Origin of the sequence: Sphingomicrobium sp. (assembly GCA_036563485.1) — a bacterium.
Taxonomy (GTDB): Bacteria; Pseudomonadota; Alphaproteobacteria; order Sphingomonadales; family Sphingomonadaceae; genus Sphingomicrobium.
In genome coordinates this window covers 1,002,887-1,020,071 of record DATCMI010000001.1, presented here as the reverse complement: position 1 = coordinate 1,020,071, position 17,185 = coordinate 1,002,887, and the positions used below count along the sequence as shown (strand labels likewise).

The window sequence follows — 17,185 nt, the reverse complement described above, 5'->3', positions numbered from 1 at the left end:
ACCTCGTCCGCCTTTTCTTTTGTTGCCGTTCTGTTCTAGCAGGAGCGGATGGCCAGCCAGCCCGAGTCTCTTTGCTTCACCGATGCGCCGCCGGTCGCCGGTGAGGTCGCGCGCGGCGTCACCCGGCTGTTCTGCCGCCAGGACCTGTTCGCCATCTGCGAAGTCCCGCTGCCGAACGGCCGCCGCGCCGACCTGATGGCAATCGATGCAAAGGGCGGACTGACGATCGTCGAGATCAAGGTCGCCAAGTCCGACCTGCTCGGTGACAGCAAGTGGACGGACTATCTCGAATATTGCGACCGCTTCTTCTGGGCGGTGCCGCCGCACCTGGCGCCGCTTCTCGATGAAGAAAGGTTCCTTCCCGGCGATGCCGGGCTGATCGTCGCCGACCGTTATGATGCGGCCGTGGTTCGCGCTGCCGCTCACCGCCCGCTGGCGCCCGCGCGGCGAAAGGCGGAATTGCTCCGCTTCGCCCGTCGCGCCGCTCGCCGCTTATCGGCGCAGATCGACCCATCGCTGGGCGATTTCAGCTAATTCAACAGCTTACGGCCATCCACCGGCCCTTGATTGCCCCGCGTCGCGGGCGCATCTGCTGCCAGTCATGAACGCCCGTCAGCCATTCTGGGAAAAGCCGCTTACGAGCCTCGACCGCGGCGAGTGGGAGGCGTTGTGCGATAGCTGCGGCCGCTGCTGTGTCCACAAGCTGGAGGATGAAGAGACGGGAATCCTCTACGCGACCAATGTCGCGTGCAAGCTGCTCGACCGGCGGAATGGCCGCTGCCTGGACTACAAGCACCGGATGAAGCGGGTCACCGACTGCGTGAAGCTCGACCGGAGCAACCTCGGTAAGCTCGAGTGGCTTCCCGAAACCTGCGCCTACCGGCTGCGGGCCGAAGACAAGCCGCTGCCGGAATGGCACTATCTGATCTCCGGCAGCAGCGAGACCGTGCACGAGGCCGGCCAGTCGACACGCGGATGGACGGTCAGCGAGGAAGATGCCGGCGAACTCGAATATCATGTGGTCGACCGGCCGCTCTGAAGCCGACCTGGAATCGGCACTTCCGGCACCGATCGACATCAGGCGCGTGAAAGGGGCGCGGCGGTTGCGGCTGCGCTTTGACGAAGCCTCCGGCACGCTGAAGCTGACCTGCCCGTGGCGCCACAGCCGCCGGTCCGCGCTCGCCTGGGCGCTCGACCAGCGCGCATGGATCGACATGCAAATGGCGCGCGCCTTGCCGGGCGAACCCTTCGCACCCGGGCGCTCGATCCCGCTCGAGGGCCGTGAGGTCGCGATTGTCTGGCGCGAGGACTGGCCGCGGACGCCGCGCCTTGCCGGAAACGAGCTCCATTGCGGCGGGCCTGAAACCAGCCTCGCCTCGCGTATAGAGGCATTCCTGAAGCGGCGGGCGCGAATATTGATGTCGGACGACATTGCCGAATTCGCTCTCAAGGCGGGCGTTCGGCCGAGCTCCGTGACGGTTGGAGACGCGGCGACGCGCTGGGGGAGCTGCTCGTCGCAACGGCGGATCCGGATGAGCTGGCGCCTGATCTTCGCCCCGCCGGAGGTGCGACGCTACGTCGCCGCGCACGAGGTCGCACACCTTGTGCACATGAATCACGGCCCTGAGTTCAAGACCCTGGAAGCGCGGCTGTTCGGCCAAGGCGTCGCCGCCGCCAAGTCGGAGCTACGCCGGATTGGCCCCCGGCTGCGCCTGATCGGGCGGGGGTGAGCGCCCGGCCGGCCCCGGCGGCGGAGGCTGCCGCGGCTGGGGTTGAGGTAGACGCTGAGACGGCTGCTGCGGCGGGAAGGCCTGGTCGAGCTCCTGCTGGCTCGGGTCGCCGGTGCCGTCCGGGCGGATCATCGGTTGGCTCGGCTCGTAATTCGGGTCGCCGACCGGCTGCCCACCGATCGGCAAGCCGTTCTCGTCCACCATCGCGCCAACGCCGTTAAGGTCAAATCCTGGGTCACCGAACAGCTGCTCCTCGGGCGTCAGCTGCCAGTCCGGCAGCGGGACGCGCGTTTCGAACTGCTCGACCGGCCGCTTGGCGACGGCGACGGTCATGAAATCGTGGAATGCGCGCGCCGGCGCCGTACCTCCCTGGAGGCCGCCGATCGGCTTCGCATCGTCGCGTCCCATCCACACGCCGGTCGTCAGCCCGCTCGAGAAGCCGATGAACCAGCCGTCCTTGTTCGAGGAGGTGGTGCCGGTCTTGCCGGCGACGGGCCGGCCGATCTGCGCTGCACGTCCGGTTCCGGAGAGGACCGCCGACTGCAGAAGGTCGGTCATTTCCGCCGCCACCCAAGGCGCCACGAGCACCCGGCCCTCGTCCGAATCATGCTGGTAGAGCAGGCGCCCGTCCGCCGTGACGACCCTGCGGATGCCGTAGGGCGTCACCGCCGTACCCTTGTTTGCAACGGACGCGAAGGCCCGGGTTATTTCGATCAGCCGGACGTCGCTCGATCCGAGCACCATCGACGGGTAGGTCGAGATCGGGGTGGTGATGCCGAACCGGCGCGCCATATCGGCGATGGTGCCGAAGCCGACCTGCTGGCCGATCTTGGCGCTGATCGTGTTGATCGACCGCGAGAAGGCTTCGCGCAGCGTCACCGGGCCGAGGTTGGTCCGGGTCGAGTTGCGCGGCGTCCAGCCGTCGATCGTCACCGGCTCGTCGGCGATGGTGTCGGTCGGTTTCATGCCCGATTCGAGCGCTGACAAATAGACGAACAGCTTGAAGGCCGATCCTGGTTGCCGCTCCGCCTGGGTCGCCCGATTGTAGATGGAGGCGACATAATCCTTGCCGCCGACCATCGCCCGGACAGCGCCGTCGCGGTCGAGCGACACGAGCGCGCCCTGCGCGCCGCTCGGTGCATTCGCACGGATTGCTTTGTCGGCGGCGACTTGAAGCGCAGGATCGAGTGTCGTCCAGACGTCGATCGGGTCGCTGGTCTGATCGATCAATGTCTCGAGCTGCGGCAGCGCCCAGTCGGTAAAGTAGCGAACGCTATTGTTGTTCGTGGTCTGCTGGATCTTGACGTCCGCGGGATCGACTGCGGCGGCCTGGTCGGCGCTGATGAAGCCGTTGCGGACCATCGTCTGCAGGACGACGCCAGAGCGCGAGCGGGCGGCCTCGAGATCGGCGGTCGGCGAATAGTTTGACGGCGCCTTGACGAGCCCCGCGATGATCGCTGCTTCGCCGAGGCTTAGGCGATCCGCGCCATGGCCGAAGAACTTCCGCGACGCCGCGTCGATCCCGTAGGCGCCGCCGCCGAAATAGACGCGGTTGAGATAGAGTTCGAGGATTTGGTCCTTGCCGAACTTCCGCTCGAGCGCGATCGCCAGGATGGCTTCCTTGATCTTGCGGACGAAGCTGCGGTTGTTGGTCAGAAAGATGTTCCGCGCCAGCTGCTGCGTGATGGTCGAAGTCGCGCGGACGCGATGGCCCTTGGTGACCGCCGACCCGAGCGCGCGGCCGATCCCGAGCGGATCGACGCCGATATGGCTGCGGAAACGCCGGTCCTCGGTGGAGATCATCGCCGCCCGCATCTCCGGCGGGATCTGGTCGTAGCGGAGCCAGCGCCCGAAGCTCGGGCCTAGGGACAGCAGCACCTGGCCGTTCGCTGCGCGGACGCGGATCATCTGCCCAAGATCGGAACGCTGCGTCAGCTGTCCGTAGCTCGGCAGGTAAGCGGTCGCGACCGCGACGGCGACGACCAGGCCGAGGATCCCGAGCAACGCCGCATAGGCCGCCCATTTGACCAGACCCATGAACGAGAAGCCTCTCGACGGAGCGGAGCGATTGCGAGCCATTGGGCTGCTGGGATAGAAAGCTGCGCCCCACCCGACAATAGGGCTGCTGCAGCCCGGCAAGCGGCGGGCGTTATCGCGCCGTTAACCCTGTTTTAGGCTGCGTCCCCTATTCCGCTCGTCGATGGGCGCTTCGAGACTCCTTGCCCTTATGGTTGCGGCACTTGCCGCCGGCGGCGGAAGCGTGGCTCCGGCGCCGGCGCAATGCCGCCTGTGCGACCAGCCGAGTACGACTCGCGACGGCGGCAGCGATGCGGATGGGCTGACGCTCGAGATCGAGACGAACCTCAACTTCGACCGCCTGGTTCTTGCTGCAGCCGGCAGTGGCGCAGCGGTCGTCCGGCCCGACGGCAGCAACCGCGTCGAGGGCGCGGTGGCCTTGATGAGCGCACGCGCGATGGTCGGCAGTGCAGTGGTCCGCGGCGAACCGTCGCGTGCGGTCCGTGTCGAGATGCCGCGCCGCATCGACCTTTATTCGACCAGCGGCGGGCGGATCAGCGTCGACGAAGTGATGACCGACCTGCCGGCGCTGCCCAAGCTCGACTCCGCCGGCAAGCTCAGCTTTCGCTTCGGCGGCCGGGTGACAATCAGCGGTGACGCCGAGGGCAATTATCGCGGCGAGATGCCGATCACCGTCGAATATCAGTGAGGCCAATCCCTAAGCCGCCATTAACCATGCCCTTGAGGGAAGATGTAAGCGGGCAGGGTTAATAGCGTCGTCACGGTAAACCGCGCTCAGTGCCGGGAGCCGCGAACTGAACCAGTGGGGAATATAAGATGAACAAGCTTCTTCGCATGACGTCGCTCGCCGCGACGGCCGCGGCGCTGGCCTTTGCTGCGACCCCGGCTGCTGCTGCCGTGACCTCCGGCACCGACGCTACGGCCAAGGTCCGCATCCTTCGTCCGCTGACGCTCGTCAGCAGCGCGAACCTCAACCTCGGCGACATCGTGCTTTCCGGCACGGGCACCTACAGTGCAACCGTCAAGCTGAGCAGCGGGAATGTCCGCACCTGTGCGGCCAATGTCACCTGCTCGGGCACGACGACCGTCGCGAAGTACGACCTCACCGGCACGAAGGGCCAGGTGGTCACGATCAGCGCTCCGGACGTCACCATGACTGGTCCAGGTTCCGTGACGCTGACGCTTAAGACGACTGACTCGGGCGGCGCTGCATATTACCCGACGACTGTCACCCTGGATGCGACGACCGGCGCCGGCACCTTCAACATCGGCGGCGAAGTCACGGTTGCCAACACGACTCCGGACGGCGTCTACACCGGCAATTTCAACGTCACTGCCGCCTACCAATAAGCCGTGACCATCGGCGGGTTCTGCCCGCACGACGTTCGAAGGGGCCGCCTCACCGCGGCCCCTTTTTCGTTGCCGTTCATGGTTGACGGAAAATAAACCATTCCGGTGGAAAACCGGGACCATGGCCAGCCATGCCCGATTGCTGCTGATCGCTGTCGCGTGCCTTGCCGGGCAGCGCGCCGAGCCCGCGCGTGCAGCAACCCAGAGCGCCGCGGTTCAGGCAAATATCATCAAGCCGCTGACTCTCACGTCGCTTCAGAACCTCGATCTCGGCACCATCACCTTGAAGCCAGGCAGCTGGACGGGAGCGACGGTGTCACTGTCACGGACCGGCGCGCTCACCTGCGCAAATGCGAATGTGATCTGTTCGGGCGCAACCAGGGTTGCCCAATACAATGTGACGGGCACGAACAAGATGGTGGTCCGCATCACCGCGCCGGATGTGACTCTCGTCAACAGCACCGATCCTTCGCAAACGCTGAAGATGGTCGTCGACGCTCCGGCCTCGGTCGCACTGACCTCGTCGGGCGCGCCGGGAAACAATTTCGAGCTCGGAGGGTCCATCACCCTCAGTTCGACGACGGCGGGCGGCGACTATACGGGCACCTTCGACGTCATTGCCGAATACCAATGAGCGTTATGGTTGACCGAAAATAAACCATTCTGGAGCAAAACATCCCCTCGGTAGCTCCCTGCGCGGGAGCGAAAGTGGGGACCTTCCGGAATGCCTTTTCTTAACAACAAGATCGTCCGCGCGGCGATCGCCGGCGCAGCCATCGTCAGCTCCTCCTCCATTGCCCATGCCGGCGTCGGTGACCTTCTGGTCGCGCCGACGCGACTGGTGCTGGACGGACGCAAGGGCGCCGAAGTCGTTCTCAACAATATCGGGACCGAGCCGGCGACCTATCGCGTATCGGTCGAATTCCGCCGGATGACTCCGGACGGCAATCTCGTCGAGGTGACGGAGCCGACGCCGCAGGAAAAGGCCGCGGCCGACATGATCGTCTATGCCCCGCGCCGCGTGACTCTGCCGCCGAACCAGCCGCAGGCGATCCGCATCTCCGCGCGTCCTCCGGCGGGCCTGCCCGACGGCGAATATCGAGTGCACCTGCTGTTCCGCGCGGTTCCGCCGCCGACCGCCGTCGCCAAGCCGGAAGACGAGCAGGCCAAGGGACTGCGCCTGCAGCTTATCCCCGTTTACGGCGTCACCATCCCGGTCATCGTCCGCCTCGGCAACCTCCAGGCCAAGGCGGCGATCACGGACGTCAAGCTTCAAAAGGATGATGGCAAGCCGGCCATCGCGCTCGAGCTCAGCCGGACGGGCACCCGCTCGACCTTTGGCGAGGTCCGGGTGCTCAAAGCCGGCGTCAAGGATCCGGTGGCCATCCAGCGGGCCGTCGCCGTCTACACCGACGTTGGCCAGCGCAAGGTGACCATCCCCGTCAGCACCGAGTTCAAAGGCGATGTCTCCGGCCCCGTGACGGTCCAATATCTGGAGACCTTCAACGACGGTTCCGAGAAGATCGCCGAGACCCAGGCGGTGCTGCGCTAGAGGCAAGGACGGGACCGAAACAGGATCCAAGCCGTGCTGGGCGGCCGGAAATGGTGGCGGAAGGCCGCGATGCTGGTGGCGCTGTGCGCCGGCGGCGTCGGCGCTTCTGCGCCTTCCGCCCAAGCGCCCGCCTGGACCGCGGACCCCGACGACCAGTTCCTGCTCGAGGTTACCATTCGCCAGCTTCGGCTTGGCGATGGTGTGCGCGCCTATCAGGCGCCCGAAGGCACATGTGTCGTCTTAGGCGACTTTTTGACAACCCTGGACGTGCCGGTCCGCGTTGACCTGGGTACGAAACGGGCGAGCGGTTGGGCGTTCAAGGAAGCCAACCGGATTTCAATCGACCTCGCGGCGCAGACTGCGACATTCGGCTCCAGAAGCGAGCCGATCGCCGGCGGGACGATCCGCGAAACGCCTGAAGGCTGGTGCGTTCAGGCGAGCGCCCTCTCACGCTGGTTCGGGATATCAGTAAAGCCGATGACCGCCGGGTCCGTCCTGCTTCTTGAAGCGGCGGAAAAGCTGCCGGTGGAGCTGGCGATGGAGCGGCAAGCCCGCGCCGCACGCATCGGCAAGGCGAAGTTCGATCTTGCGGCTCTGCCGCAGGTTAGGGTCCCTTATCGCATGTGGCGCGCTCCCGCGCTCGACTTCGTGGTTAGCGCGGGCGTCACCTACCGAGCCAAGGACGGAATTCGCGTGGACCGCCAGTCCTCGGTGTACGCGGCTGGCGAGATTGCGCGCCTGTCGTATGACGCGCAGGTTTCGACCAACCAGAAGGGGATGCCGACCAATGTGCGCCTGCGCGCCTATCGCTCGGATCCGGAAGCGCAATTGCTGGGCCCTGCCAAAGCGACCCACTTCGGCGCCGGCGATGTCGAAGGCTTCGACAGCAAGCTGACCGGCTCGGCCGCGCTCGGCCGCGGCGCCGTCATCACCAACCGGCCACTGACAACCCAGACGGCGTTCGACCGCACTCGCTTCGAGGGCGACCTGCCCGCCGGCTGGGAGGCCGAGCTTTACCGCAACGATGAGCTTCTCGCCTTCGCGAAGGCCGGGTCAGGGCAGCGCTATGCCTTTGAAGATGTTCAGCTTCTTTACGGTGAGAACCGGATCAGGATCGTTCTCTACGGACCTCAGGGGCAGACCCGGACCCGCGAAGAGCTGGTCAATGTCGGGCAGGACAATGCGCCGCCCGGCAAGACCTGGTATTGGGCGGGAGTCAGCCAGCCCGGGCACGACATCTTCATGATCGAGAAGCCGCCCGACCGGGCAGGCGTGGCGAAGAGCCAGGCCACTGTTGCACTCGAGCACGGGATCGACACGCGCACGTCGGTCGCCGCGCTCGCACGGGTAATGCTCATCGACGATCAGCGCGTGACCTTCGTTGAAGGGTCGGTCCGGCGTTCGATCGGGCTCGCGATGGCGGAGGTCAGCGCGGCGCGGGAGTCCGGCGGCGGCATCGCCGCGCGCGCCCAGCTGATCGGCAAGCTGGGCGGCGTCAACGTCAATGCCCAGGCGCTCATTGCAAAAGATTTTCATTTTCAGGGCGGCGCGGTCCGGAGCCTCAGGGACTATCGGCTCGCGCTCGACGCGCCGCTGAAAATCGGGCGAGCCGTGCTTCCGGCGCACGCTGACGTGCATCTCAGCGATCGCACGGACGGTAGCAAGACGCTCGAAGCCGCGACGCGCCTGTCCGCTAGCCTAAACCGCTTCAACCTTGCCGCCGGCGTCCAGTACAGCAAGCAACTCGTGCCCGGCGGCAAGAGCCTGCCAGCTACGACCAGCCTGAACCTGATCGGCAGCGGCTATTTCGGCGGCGGCGTCCGCGTTCGCGGCGCGACGGCATTCGACGTGTCGCCCGAGGCGCGCTTCCGCACCGCCGAACTCCAGGCCTACTGGGCTGCAAGCGACAAAGTGAATTGGGAAGGGGCTCTGGCCTACGATGGCCCGGCCCGCCGCGCGCGGGCGAGCGTCTCCCACATCCGGCGGCTCGACAGCATGGCCATCGCCTTGACCGGCGAAGCCGCGACCGACGGTTCAGTCGCCGTCGGCCTCAACTTGAGCTTTTCGCTCGATCCGCGCCACGGATTTCACTTGTCGCGCCAGCCGCTTGCGCAGGCCGGCGAAGTCCGCGCCGTCGTGTACCGCGACCTCAACGACAATGGCGTTCGCGATGCCGGCGAACCGGGGGAGAAAGGCGCGCTGATTACCACCGGTACGCATCAGGCGGAGCGCGCAACAGGGCGCGACGGCACGACGATCGTCGGTGGGCTTACCGCCTACCAGGCGGTCGCCGTCGGCGTCGACCTCACCAGCCTGTCAGACCCGATGCTCGTGCCCCAAAAGGCGCTCCAGGTCGTCGTTCCGCGGCCCGGAATTCCTGCCGAGGTGCAGATCGCGCTGGTCGGTGGCGGCGACGTCGAGGGAGCCTTGGTCAAGAGCGGCGGCACCGGGTTCGAGGGCGTCGACCTGGAGCTGGTCGACGCGACCGGAAAAGTCATCGCGACTGCGCGCACCGACTACGACGGCTTCTTCCTGTTCGAACGGGTGGCATACGGCAATTACAGCGTGCGGGTCGCGGCGGCTTCCGCGACGGCCGCGAAAATCCGCCCCGAGCTGGGGATCCAGTTCACCATCGATGCGAAGACGTCGGTCGTGAGGCTTGGAAGCGTCAAGCCGACGCCCGTCGCGCAAATCGCGCAAGCGACTAGTGGCGCGGGGCCCGGCTCGCTGCGCTAGATGTCGGGAGCTCTGATCAAAAGTTCAGCCAATCCGCCGGACTGGCCCTGACTTTTGATGGTGCGGTCGAGAAGACTCGAACTTCCACGTCCTTTCGGACACAACGACCTCAACGTTGCGCGTCTACCAGTTCCGCCACGACCGCACGTCATGTTTAGCCGGCTTAGGTTCGCCGGCACTGGCAAGGCGCGCGCCCTAGCAAAGCCCCCGCACCCGCGCAATGCCGCGCGCACACAGGCAAGATCGGTCCATTTCGGGACAAACCCTAACGCGCCGTTTACCATTATGAACGGAAAGCGTTACGGTGATCGCCATGCTCTGGCTCGTCGCCTCCGCTGCCGCGCTTTCCGCGCCCGTCCAGCCGCCGCGCTGGGCACCGTCCGGTGCCGTCGCACAGGCGACCGCATCGGTGCGGATTATCTCTGGTGTGCGCTTGAAGTTCGGTGACGAGAACCCGCAAGCGCCTAAAGCGCGCGACCGCAAGGTACGGACGGAAGACGGACTGGTCCGGCCGGCCCGCCTGATCGAGTTCGAGTAAGCTTTTAGCTTTCCTTGGTGCCGAGCGTGATCGTCAGCTCGTCGCCGCCAGCGGGAACATCCACTTCGGTGCTGTAGAAGCTGGCGCTGGCGCCCGCAGGTAGCGAACGCGCCGGCGGGGCAATCGTCCAGCTGTAGACGACCTCTCCAGCCTTGGTCTTGAGCTGCGCCTGGAGCGGCGGAACGGACTGCTCCTTGCCGGTCGGATTGATCACCCGTCCATTAATGGTCAGCGTCTCGTTGCCGCTCGCTAGTCTTTGGCGGTCCATATGCGTGGTGACGAGCGCGAGCGGCGTGGCACCGGCGGCGCCAATGCCGAGCTTCGCCTTCAAATCGGCGGGTGCCAGAAACCAGAAGGCGGCAGCGGCCGCGACAACCACCAGGACGATGATGAGGGTGGCCAGCAGTGTATTGCGCCCCTTCCGCTGCGGCTCCGGCGTCGCTGCGAACGGGCTGAACTCGTCGTCCTGTGCTTCGCCATGGGCCGGCTCGCTCCAGTCGGACTCCTCGGCTTTGCGCATATCAAACGGCGCGGCGGCGTAGGTCGACGTTTCGGACTGGGGTTCGTCGGCCGGCGGAGCTTCGGCTTGGGCGGCTTCGAACGCGCGCTCCTCCGCCTCGGGGCCGGACCGCGGTTCGATCAGGGTCGCCTCGACGAAGCTCTCGTCCTCGTCCTCGCGCTCCTCGGAAACCTGTTCCTCGGCGACGGGCTGCTCCTCGGGCGCGATCTCTTCGCTCGTGGGTGCGAACGCTTCTGGTTCTTGCTCGGACGTCCCAATATCTTCGGCAGAAGCGGTTTCTTCGGGATCCTGGTGCCAGCTATGCTTGCACGCGGCGCATCGAACTTGCCTGCCGCCCGGCGGGATCGCGCCGTCCTTCACCACATATTGCGTGTCGCAGTTCGGACAGGTGAGGATCATCGCGTTACAAAAGCCCTCTTCCGAGACGGTGCGCGCAAGCTAAACAGCAACGGATGGGCCTTTGCAAGGCAAGCGGCTTTGCAAGGGCAAGCGGGGAGGGAACGTCAGCTGGCTGCGATTGCGGAATTCGACAGCGTCGGCCTGCGCTACGGCACGGGCGCCGAAGTTCTGCGTGATCTAGACTTCCGCCTCGCGAACGGGGGCTTCTATTTCCTCACCGGGCCCTCCGGCGCCGGCAAGACCTCGCTGCTGAAGCTCCTCTACCTGGCACAGCGGCCGACGCGTGGGCGCATCCGGCTGTTCGGCGAAGAGCTCAGCGAAGCGCCGCGCGAGGCGCTGCCGCCGTTCCGCCGCCGGATCGGGGTGGTGTTCCAAGATTTCCGGCTGGTCCGGCACCTTTCCGCCTTCGACAATGTAGCCCTGCCGCTGCGGATCGGCGGCGCGAGCGACGAAGAGGTCGAAGGGCCGGTACGGGAAATGCTTGCGTGGGTGGGCCTGGCCGATCGCGCGAGCGCCCGTCCGCCGACGCTTTCCGGCGGTGAGCAGCAGCGCGTCGCCATTGCCCGCGCCGTGATCAACCGGCCGGAGCTGCTGGTGGCCGACGAGCCGACCGGCAATGTCGATGCGGAGATGGCGCAGCGGCTGATGCACCTGTTCACGGCGCTGAACCGGCTCGGCACGACGGTCGTGGTCGCTACGCACGACGTTGGGCTCATCAAGGCGACACCGGGGGCGCAACTGATTCGTATCGAGAATGGCGGGGTGGTCGACCCGACCGGCATGCTCCGAAACCCACCGCCGGGGCGCGGCTGATGCTCGGCTGGCTGTTCTCCTCGCCGTCCGATCGCCGGCTGCTCGGCACCAGCCGATTCCGCGGTCCGACGGCCTGGGTCATCGCGATCATGAGCTTTTCGATCATGCTGATCGCCGCCACGGGTCTCGCGCTCGCGAACACCGCAGGCTCGCTCTCGCGCGCAATCGAGAGCCGCTATTCGGTCGAAGTACCACACCGGGAAGGGGCCCTGCCGCAGGTGGTCGCAGCATTGAAGAGCGCTCCGGGCGTCACTGCGGTCGAAGCCGTGCCGGAGCGGGAAATGCGCCGGACGCTCGAGCGTTGGCTGGGAGCGGCGGCGAATAGCGCCGATTTGCCGGTGCCCGGGATGGTGAACTTCGACGCGGGCCCTGAGATTGACATTGCGGCGATCCAGAACCGGCTGCGCAGCGTCGCCCCCGACGCGCGGATCAGCGCCCATCGCGAACGCGTCGCGCCTTTGCTGCGATCGATGACCGCGCTTCAATGGCTGGCGTTCGGCCTGGTGCTGCTCCTCAGCGCCGCGGCCGCAGCCGCAGTCGTGCTGGCCGCCCGCGGCGCCCTCGACACTCACCGCTTCACCATCGAAGTCATGCACGGGATCGGCGCGACCGACCTCCAGCTCACGCACCTGTTCCAGCGCAAGATCGCCATCGACGCGCTGATCGGTGCCTTGGCGGGTGCCGCAGCGGGAGCGATCGTCCTCCTGCTGCTGGCGAGCGGGGCCTCGTTTGTCGGGGATCTCACCGGCGGTGCGCGTCTGTTCGCGCTCGACCTGCTGATGCTCCTCGCCCTGCCGTTCGCGCTTGCGGCCCTTGCGACATGGGTTGCCCGAAGGGCTGTTCTCGCGGCACTGCGCCAAGCCTTATGATCGCCCGCTTCGGCTCCGCTTTGGTTCTGCTTTACGTGATCGGCTTCGTGCTGTTCGCCTTCACCCTCGGCCGCCCGGCGGGCGCGAAGGTTCAGAACACGGACGCCGCAGTCGTCCTAACCGGCGGCAGCGGCCGCATCGAACATGCAATCGACGTTCTGCGCGAGGGTAGGGCGGGCCGGCTGCTCGTCGCGGGCGCGGACCCCGCGGTGACCAAGGGCGACCTCGCGCGGCGGATCCCGCGCAGCGGCGCTCTCCTCAAATGCTGCGTCGACCTCGGCAGCGAGTCGGTGGACACGCGCTCGAACGCCGAAGAAGCGGGCCGCTGGCTGGCAAGGCACCGGTTCAAGTCGCTGCGGCTGATCACCAGCGACTGGCACATGCGCCGTGCCCGCTACGAATTTCGCCGCGTGCTTGGCGATAGATACAGGATCGTGCCCGACGGGGTCCGGACGGAGCCGAGCTTCCTGATCCTGTTCGCCGAGTACAACAAATATCTGCTGCGCCGCGTCGCAGTGTGGGCGGACATCTGATGGCGGCGCTCCGGTCGCTTATCTACGCTGTGGTCTTCTATCCGGCCACGATCCTGCTCTGCATTATTGGCCTGGGCGGCGGGCTATTTGCGCAACGGCCGATGCTGGCGGCCGTGCGCGCCTGGGCCGACCTCAACAACTGGCTGGCACGCAGGGTCCTCGGCATCCGTGTTCGAGTCGAGGGGCAGGTTCCGGCCGGAGCCTACCTGGTCGCCGTGAAGCACGAATCGATGTTCGAGACGCTGGAGATGGTGCGCCTCACCAACGTGCCGGTGATCGTCATCAAGCGGGAACTGGCCAACATCCCCCTCTTCGGCTGGATGACTCGCCGTTACGGCATCATCGCCGTCGATCGAGAGGCGGGCACCAAGGCGCTGCGCGCGCTGGTCGAGCAAGGGCGCAAGGCCGTGGCCAGCGGGCGCGGGATCATCATCTATCCGGAAGGCACCAGGGTGCCCCACGGCGAGACGCCGCCGCTGAAATCAGGGTTTGCCGCGCTGTATCGTGCGCTCAACCTGCCCGTCGTGCCGGTCGCGATGGACAGCGGGCGGTTGTGGGGCCGCGGCTTCGTGCACCAGGGCGGCACCATCAACTTCAAGATCGGCGAGGTGATCCCAGCAGGGCTTCCGCGGAAGGAAGTCGAGGCGCGCGTCCACACCGCGATCAACCTCCTCGTGTCAGGAGCGGAGCCGGGCGCCTAGCTTCTCGGCCGCGGCGACGATGCGCCGCGAGATTTCGCCGATCTGCTCGTCGGTGAAGCTCTTCTCGGCCGGTTGCAGCGTCACTTCAAACGCAAGGCTGAGGCCTTCCGGCGCTTCGAACCTGTCGAAGAGCCGGACACCGGTGATCGCGGCCTTGTCGGCACCGCGGATGGCGCGGAGCAGCGTGTCCGCGCTTGTTTCAGCGGGAACGATGAACGCGAAGTCGCGGGTCACGGGCTGCAGGCCAGGCGGCGTGAAGGCGCCGCGCGTCCGTCCTGCAGATCGGCCGGCCGGAATGGCGTCGAGATAGATTTCGGCCGCGACTGCTCCGGCAGGTGCATCGATGCTCTTCTGAAGCGCCGGATGAAGCTCGCCGAACGCCGCAACCACGGTCTTCGGCCCCAGCCGCAGCGTCGCCGAGCGGCCGGGGTGCCACGTCGGACCCGCGTCGGGGAAAACCTGGAGGTTGTCGACCGGCGCACCGGCGGCGTCGAGCAGCGCCAGCACTTCCGCCTTGGCGTCGAAGGCATCGAAGCTCTGCGACTTGCCAGATTGCCAGCCCCGCGCGCGCTTCTCGCCGGCAAGGATCAGCCCCAGGGTCGGATGCTCGCCTTCGGCAAGATAGCGGCGGCCGATTTCGAACAGCCGGACCGATGAGGCGCCGCGATCGAGGTTCCGGCGTGCGGCCGCGATAAGCCCCGGCAGCAGCGACGGGCGCATGACCTTCATGTCCTCGCTGATCGGGTTGGCGAGCGTCCAGGCTGCGCCGCCGAACGCCTCCGCTTCCGATTGCGAGATGAAGCTCCAGGTGATCGCCTCGTCGAGCCCGCGCGATGCCGCCGCGCGGCGGACGCGCCGCTCCACCAATTGCGCTCGCGTCGCGGTCGGTGTCGCGACGCCGGGTGCGCGATCGAGCGGCGTCGAGGGCACTTTTTCGTAGCCGTACAAGCGGGCGACTTCCTCGACCAAGTCGGCCTCGCCGTCGATGTCTGGACGCCAGCCCGGGGGAACCACCTGATCGCCGTTCACGGCGAAGCCGAGGCGCGAAAGGATCTCGTGCTGCTCGGCGGCCGGGATGTCGAGGCCGGCGAGATCGCGCACGCGCTCCGGCCGAAGCTCTATGCTGCGGGGCGCAACCACCTCGGCCCACCGGCTGGTGCTGGCGATCGTCGCCTCCGTCGCTTCGCCGCCGCACAAGTCGATGATCATCGCGGTCGCCGCCTCGATCATCTCCGCGAGCGCCGTCGGATCCACGCCGCGTTCAAAGCGGGCGCGCGCATCGGTGTTGATCATGTGCCGCCTGCCGGTCCCGGCGACCTGCTCCGGATCGAACCAGGCGCACTCGAGGAACACGTCCGTGGTCGCGTCGGTCACGCCGCTATCTTCGCCGCCTATGACGCCGCCGAAGCCGAGCACCGAGAAGCTGTCGGCGATCACGCAGTCCTTCGGCGTGACCTCATATTCATGGTCGTTGAGCGCCAGGAAGCGCTCGCCCTCGCGGCCGCGCCGGGCGACGATCCCGCCGTTCAGCTTGGCCGCATCATAGACGTGGAGCGGCCGCGCCCGGTCGATCGAGAAGAAGTTGGTGATGTCGACCAGGGCCGAAATCGGCCGCAGCCCGACGGCCTTAAGCCGCTGCTGCAGCCACTTGGGGCTGGGCCCGTTCTTGACGCCGCGGATCAGGCGGCCGCCAAAGGCCGCGCAACCGCTGTCCTCTTCGATTCTGATCGAGATCGGGTTGGGGCCCATTGGCGAGATCGCGGCCACGGGGAGTGGCTTCAGCTGGCCCAAGCCCTTGGCCGCGAGGTCGCGCGCGATGCCGCGAACGCCAAGGCAATCGGGCCGGTTCGGAAGCACGGCGATGTCGAGCACCGGGTCGTCGAGCTGCGCATAATCGGTGAACTTCGCGCCGACCGGCGCATCGGCGGCGAGTTCGATGATGCCGTCATGCTCCTCGCCGAGCTGAAGCTCGCGCACCGAGCACATCATGCCGCGGCTCTCGACGCCGCGGATCGCCGCCACCTTCAGCGTCAGGTCGCTTCCGGGGACATAAGCGCCAGGCGGGCCGAAAACGCCGAGCATGCCCGCCCGTGCGTTGGGCGCGCCGCAGACCACCTGGACCGGACCTTCGCCGGCGTCCACGGTGAGCACCTGCAGCTTGTCGGCCTGCGGGTGCTTCTCCGCAGTCAGCACTTTGGCGACGCGGAATGGCGCCAGCGCTTCTGCCGGGTTGACGATTTCCTCGACCTCGAGCCCGAGCCAGGTCAGCGCATGCGCGATCTCATCGACGCTCGCGGTCGTTTCGAGATGATCCTTCAGCCAGGAAAGGGTGAACTTCATGCGCCCACTCCTGCCGAAAGGGTGGGCACCTGGAGCGAGCGGAATCCGTAATGCTTCAGCCAGCGGATATCGCCGTCGAAGAACGCGCGCAGGTCGTTCATCCCATATTTGAGCATCGCCAGCCGATCGACGCCGGTGCCGAAGGCGAAGCCCTGCCATTCGTCGGGATCGAGCCCGGCGGCCGCGATCACCCGCGGGTGAACCATCCCGGAGCCCAAAACTTCCATCCAGTTTTCGGAGCCGCCGATTACCCGGCGGCCCTTCTCCCAGCCCCAGCCGACCTGCACGTCCGCCGACGGCTCGGTGAAGGGGAAGTAGCTGGGGAACATGCGGATCACGACGTCGTCGCGCTCGAAGAATGCCTTGAGGAAGGTCTCGAGCGTCCATTTGAGATGGCCGAGGTGAATGCCCTTGCCGATCACCAGCCCTTCGATCTGGTGGAACATCGGCGTGTGGGTCGCGTCGCTGTCGGACCGGTAGACCCGCCCCGGCGCAATGATGCGGATCGGCGCGCCATGTTCCTGCATGCCGCGGATCTGCACCGGGGAGGTATGCGTCCGCAGCACCTTCGGCTCCTCGCCGTCGGACGCTTCGAGGTAGAAGGTGTCGTGCATGGCGCGCGCCGGGTGGCTCTCCGGCATGTTGAGCGCGGTGAAATTATACCATTGGCTTTCGATCTCCGGCCCCTCGGCGACGGAGAAGCCGAGGTCGGCGAAGATTTCGGCGAGCTCGTCCAGCACCTGGCTGACCGGGTGGACCGTGCCGGACGGGCTTTCCGGCGCCGGCAGCGAGAGGTCGATCTTCTCGGTCGCCAGCTTGCGATCGAGTTCGGCGGCTTCAAGACCGGCCTTCCGTTCCGCGATCGCCGCCGTGACGGATTCGCGAAGAGCGTGGATCTTCGGCGCTTCGGCGGCCCGCGTGTCCGGGTCCATTGACCCAAGCGACTTCAGCTTCGCCGTGATCTCGCCCGACTTGCCGAGCAGCGCGACGCGAACGGAGTCGAGTTCAGCCAGATCGGCGGCGGCGGCGATGCGGTCGAGAAGGGCGTCGGACATGGCCGCAGCGCC

Annotated in this window: 17 protein-coding genes and 1 tRNA gene; 13 read left to right on the top strand and 5 right to left on the bottom strand. The window is 66.7% G+C overall.

Annotation, left to right across the window (positions count from 1 at the left end):
• Positions 1-48: 48 nt before the first annotated feature.
• The 3 genes from VIL42_05340 (at position 49) to VIL42_05330 (ending at position 1,730) form a co-directional block, all read left to right on the top strand.
• A complete protein-coding gene (locus tag VIL42_05340; protein ID HEY8592277.1) occupies positions 49-534 on the top strand; it encodes an MmcB family DNA repair protein in 486 nt (161 codons plus the stop codon).
• A gap of 67 nt (positions 535-601) precedes the next feature.
• Positions 602-1,039 carry a YcgN family cysteine cluster protein gene (locus VIL42_05335; GenBank protein HEY8592276.1) on the top strand — a complete coding sequence of 146 codons (438 nt, stop codon included), beginning with the start codon at positions 602-604 and terminating at the stop codon, positions 1,037-1,039.
• Complete coding sequence (locus tag VIL42_05330) at positions 996-1,730, top strand: YgjP-like metallopeptidase domain-containing protein (protein HEY8592275.1); 735 nt, start codon at positions 996-998, stop codon at positions 1,728-1,730. Before VIL42_05335 ends, VIL42_05330 begins: the two co-directional genes overlap by 44 nt.
• Here VIL42_05330 and VIL42_05325 read toward each other — a convergent pair.
• The gene (locus VIL42_05325) at positions 1,686-3,767 is read right to left on the bottom strand and encodes a PBP1A family penicillin-binding protein (protein HEY8592274.1); all 2,082 of its coding nucleotides are present in this window, start codon (positions 3,765-3,767) and stop codon (positions 1,686-1,688) included. The two genes, VIL42_05330 and VIL42_05325, sit on opposite strands and share 45 nt — an antisense overlap.
• Before the next feature lie 190 nt (positions 3,768-3,957).
• Here VIL42_05325 and VIL42_05320 point away from each other — a divergent pair, with 190 nt between their 5' ends.
• From VIL42_05320 to VIL42_05300, 5 genes are all read left to right on the top strand, one after another.
• Complete coding sequence (locus VIL42_05320; protein HEY8592273.1) at positions 3,958-4,455, top strand: DUF4402 domain-containing protein; 498 nt, start codon at positions 3,958-3,960, stop codon at positions 4,453-4,455.
• 128 nt (positions 4,456-4,583) lie between these two features.
• Positions 4,584-5,117 (top strand): DUF4402 domain-containing protein, encoded by a 534-nt coding sequence (locus VIL42_05315; GenBank protein ID HEY8592272.1) that lies wholly within the window; start codon positions 4,584-4,586, stop codon positions 5,115-5,117.
• Between the two features lie 121 nt (positions 5,118-5,238).
• Entirely contained in the window at positions 5,239-5,751 is a 513-nt protein-coding gene (locus VIL42_05310; protein ID HEY8592271.1) for a DUF4402 domain-containing protein, read from the top strand.
• 90 nt (positions 5,752-5,841) lie between these two features.
• The gene (locus VIL42_05305) at positions 5,842-6,669 is read left to right on the top strand and encodes a molecular chaperone (protein HEY8592270.1); all 828 of its coding nucleotides are present in this window, start codon (positions 5,842-5,844) and stop codon (positions 6,667-6,669) included.
• A 33-nt stretch (positions 6,670-6,702) separates the two neighbouring features.
• Positions 6,703-9,405, top strand: coding sequence for an SdrD B-like domain-containing protein (locus VIL42_05300; GenBank protein ID HEY8592269.1), 2,703 nt, complete (start codon positions 6,703-6,705; stop codon positions 9,403-9,405).
• Between the two features lie 58 nt (positions 9,406-9,463).
• On the opposite strand, the gene VIL42_05295 is transcribed toward VIL42_05300, so the two are convergent.
• Positions 9,464-9,550 (bottom strand) — tRNA-Leu (locus VIL42_05295).
• A 159-nt stretch (positions 9,551-9,709) separates the two neighbouring features.
• On the opposite strand from VIL42_05295, the gene VIL42_05290 reads away from it, so the two are divergent.
• On the top strand, positions 9,710-9,943 hold the full coding sequence (locus tag VIL42_05290; protein ID HEY8592268.1) for a hypothetical protein: 234 nt from the start codon (positions 9,710-9,712) through the stop codon (positions 9,941-9,943).
• Between the two features lie 4 nt (positions 9,944-9,947).
• Here VIL42_05290 and VIL42_05285 read toward each other — a convergent pair whose 3' ends face one another.
• Positions 9,948-10,862, bottom strand: coding sequence for a zinc-ribbon domain-containing protein (locus VIL42_05285; protein ID HEY8592267.1), 915 nt, complete (start codon positions 10,860-10,862; stop codon positions 9,948-9,950).
• A 108-nt stretch (positions 10,863-10,970) separates the two neighbouring features.
• Here VIL42_05285 and ftsE point away from each other — a divergent pair, with 108 nt between their 5' ends.
• Genes ftsE through VIL42_05265 form a run of 4 tightly spaced genes read left to right on the top strand, consistent with a single transcriptional unit; the run spans position 10,971 to position 13,778 of the window.
• The gene (ftsE, locus tag VIL42_05280; GenBank protein ID HEY8592266.1) at positions 10,971-11,675 is read left to right on the top strand and encodes a cell division ATP-binding protein FtsE; all 705 of its coding nucleotides are present in this window, start codon (positions 10,971-10,973) and stop codon (positions 11,673-11,675) included.
• Complete coding sequence (locus tag VIL42_05275) at positions 11,675-12,544, top strand: hypothetical protein (protein ID HEY8592265.1); 870 nt, start codon at positions 11,675-11,677, stop codon at positions 12,542-12,544. The genes ftsE and VIL42_05275 overlap by 1 nt, the downstream gene beginning before the upstream one ends.
• Positions 12,541-13,077 carry a YdcF family protein gene (locus VIL42_05270; protein HEY8592264.1) on the top strand — a complete coding sequence of 179 codons (537 nt, stop codon included), beginning with the start codon at positions 12,541-12,543 and terminating at the stop codon, positions 13,075-13,077. Before VIL42_05275 ends, VIL42_05270 begins: the two co-directional genes overlap by 4 nt.
• Complete coding sequence (locus VIL42_05265; protein HEY8592263.1) at positions 13,077-13,778, top strand: lysophospholipid acyltransferase family protein; 702 nt, start codon at positions 13,077-13,079, stop codon at positions 13,776-13,778. Before VIL42_05270 ends, VIL42_05265 begins: the two co-directional genes overlap by 1 nt.
• Here VIL42_05265 and pheT read toward each other — a convergent pair.
• Positions 13,755-16,118: a phenylalanine--tRNA ligase subunit beta gene (gene pheT, locus VIL42_05260; GenBank protein HEY8592262.1), complete on the bottom strand. Its 2,364-nt coding sequence runs from the start codon at positions 16,116-16,118 to the stop codon at positions 13,755-13,757. The genes VIL42_05265 and pheT overlap by 24 nt on opposite strands.
• Positions 16,115-17,173, bottom strand: a complete 1,059-nt coding sequence (gene pheS / locus VIL42_05255) for a phenylalanine--tRNA ligase subunit alpha (GenBank protein ID HEY8592261.1) — start codon at positions 17,171-17,173, stop codon at positions 16,115-16,117. Before pheS ends, pheT begins: the two co-directional genes overlap by 4 nt.
• Positions 17,174-17,185: the final 12 nt, after the last annotated feature.

What these genes read in the sequence shown, in the direction of transcription:
- VIL42_05325 (HEY8592274.1), bottom strand. Translation starts at nt 3,767, where the DNA reads ATGGGTCTGGTCAAATGGGCGGCCTATGCGGCGTTGCTCGGGATCCTC.
- VIL42_05330 (HEY8592275.1), top strand. Translation starts at nt 996, where the DNA reads ATGCCGGCGAACTCGAATATCATGTGGTCGACCGGCCGCTCTGAAGCC.
- VIL42_05285 (HEY8592267.1), bottom strand. Translation starts at nt 10,862, where the DNA reads ATGATCCTCACCTGTCCGAACTGCGACACGCAATATGTGGTGAAGGAC.
- VIL42_05335 (HEY8592276.1), top strand. Translation starts at nt 602, where the DNA reads ATGAACGCCCGTCAGCCATTCTGGGAAAAGCCGCTTACGAGCCTCGAC.
- VIL42_05305 (HEY8592270.1), top strand. Translation starts at nt 5,842, where the DNA reads ATGCCTTTTCTTAACAACAAGATCGTCCGCGCGGCGATCGCCGGCGCA.
- VIL42_05340 (HEY8592277.1), top strand. Translation starts at nt 49, where the DNA reads ATGGCCAGCCAGCCCGAGTCTCTTTGCTTCACCGATGCGCCGCCGGTC.
- VIL42_05315 (HEY8592272.1), top strand. Translation starts at nt 4,584, where the DNA reads ATGAACAAGCTTCTTCGCATGACGTCGCTCGCCGCGACGGCCGCGGCG.
- VIL42_05275 (HEY8592265.1), top strand. Translation starts at nt 11,675, where the DNA reads ATGCTCGGCTGGCTGTTCTCCTCGCCGTCCGATCGCCGGCTGCTCGGC.
- VIL42_05310 (HEY8592271.1), top strand. Translation starts at nt 5,239, where the DNA reads ATGGCCAGCCATGCCCGATTGCTGCTGATCGCTGTCGCGTGCCTTGCC.
- VIL42_05270 (HEY8592264.1), top strand. Translation starts at nt 12,541, where the DNA reads ATGATCGCCCGCTTCGGCTCCGCTTTGGTTCTGCTTTACGTGATCGGC.
- VIL42_05265 (HEY8592263.1), top strand. Translation starts at nt 13,077, where the DNA reads ATGGCGGCGCTCCGGTCGCTTATCTACGCTGTGGTCTTCTATCCGGCC.
- pheS (HEY8592261.1), bottom strand. Translation starts at nt 17,173, where the DNA reads ATGTCCGACGCCCTTCTCGACCGCATCGCCGCCGCCGCCGATCTGGCT.
- VIL42_05320 (HEY8592273.1), top strand. Translation starts at nt 3,958, where the DNA reads ATGGTTGCGGCACTTGCCGCCGGCGGCGGAAGCGTGGCTCCGGCGCCG.
- pheT (HEY8592262.1), bottom strand. Translation starts at nt 16,118, where the DNA reads ATGAAGTTCACCCTTTCCTGGCTGAAGGATCATCTCGAAACGACCGCG.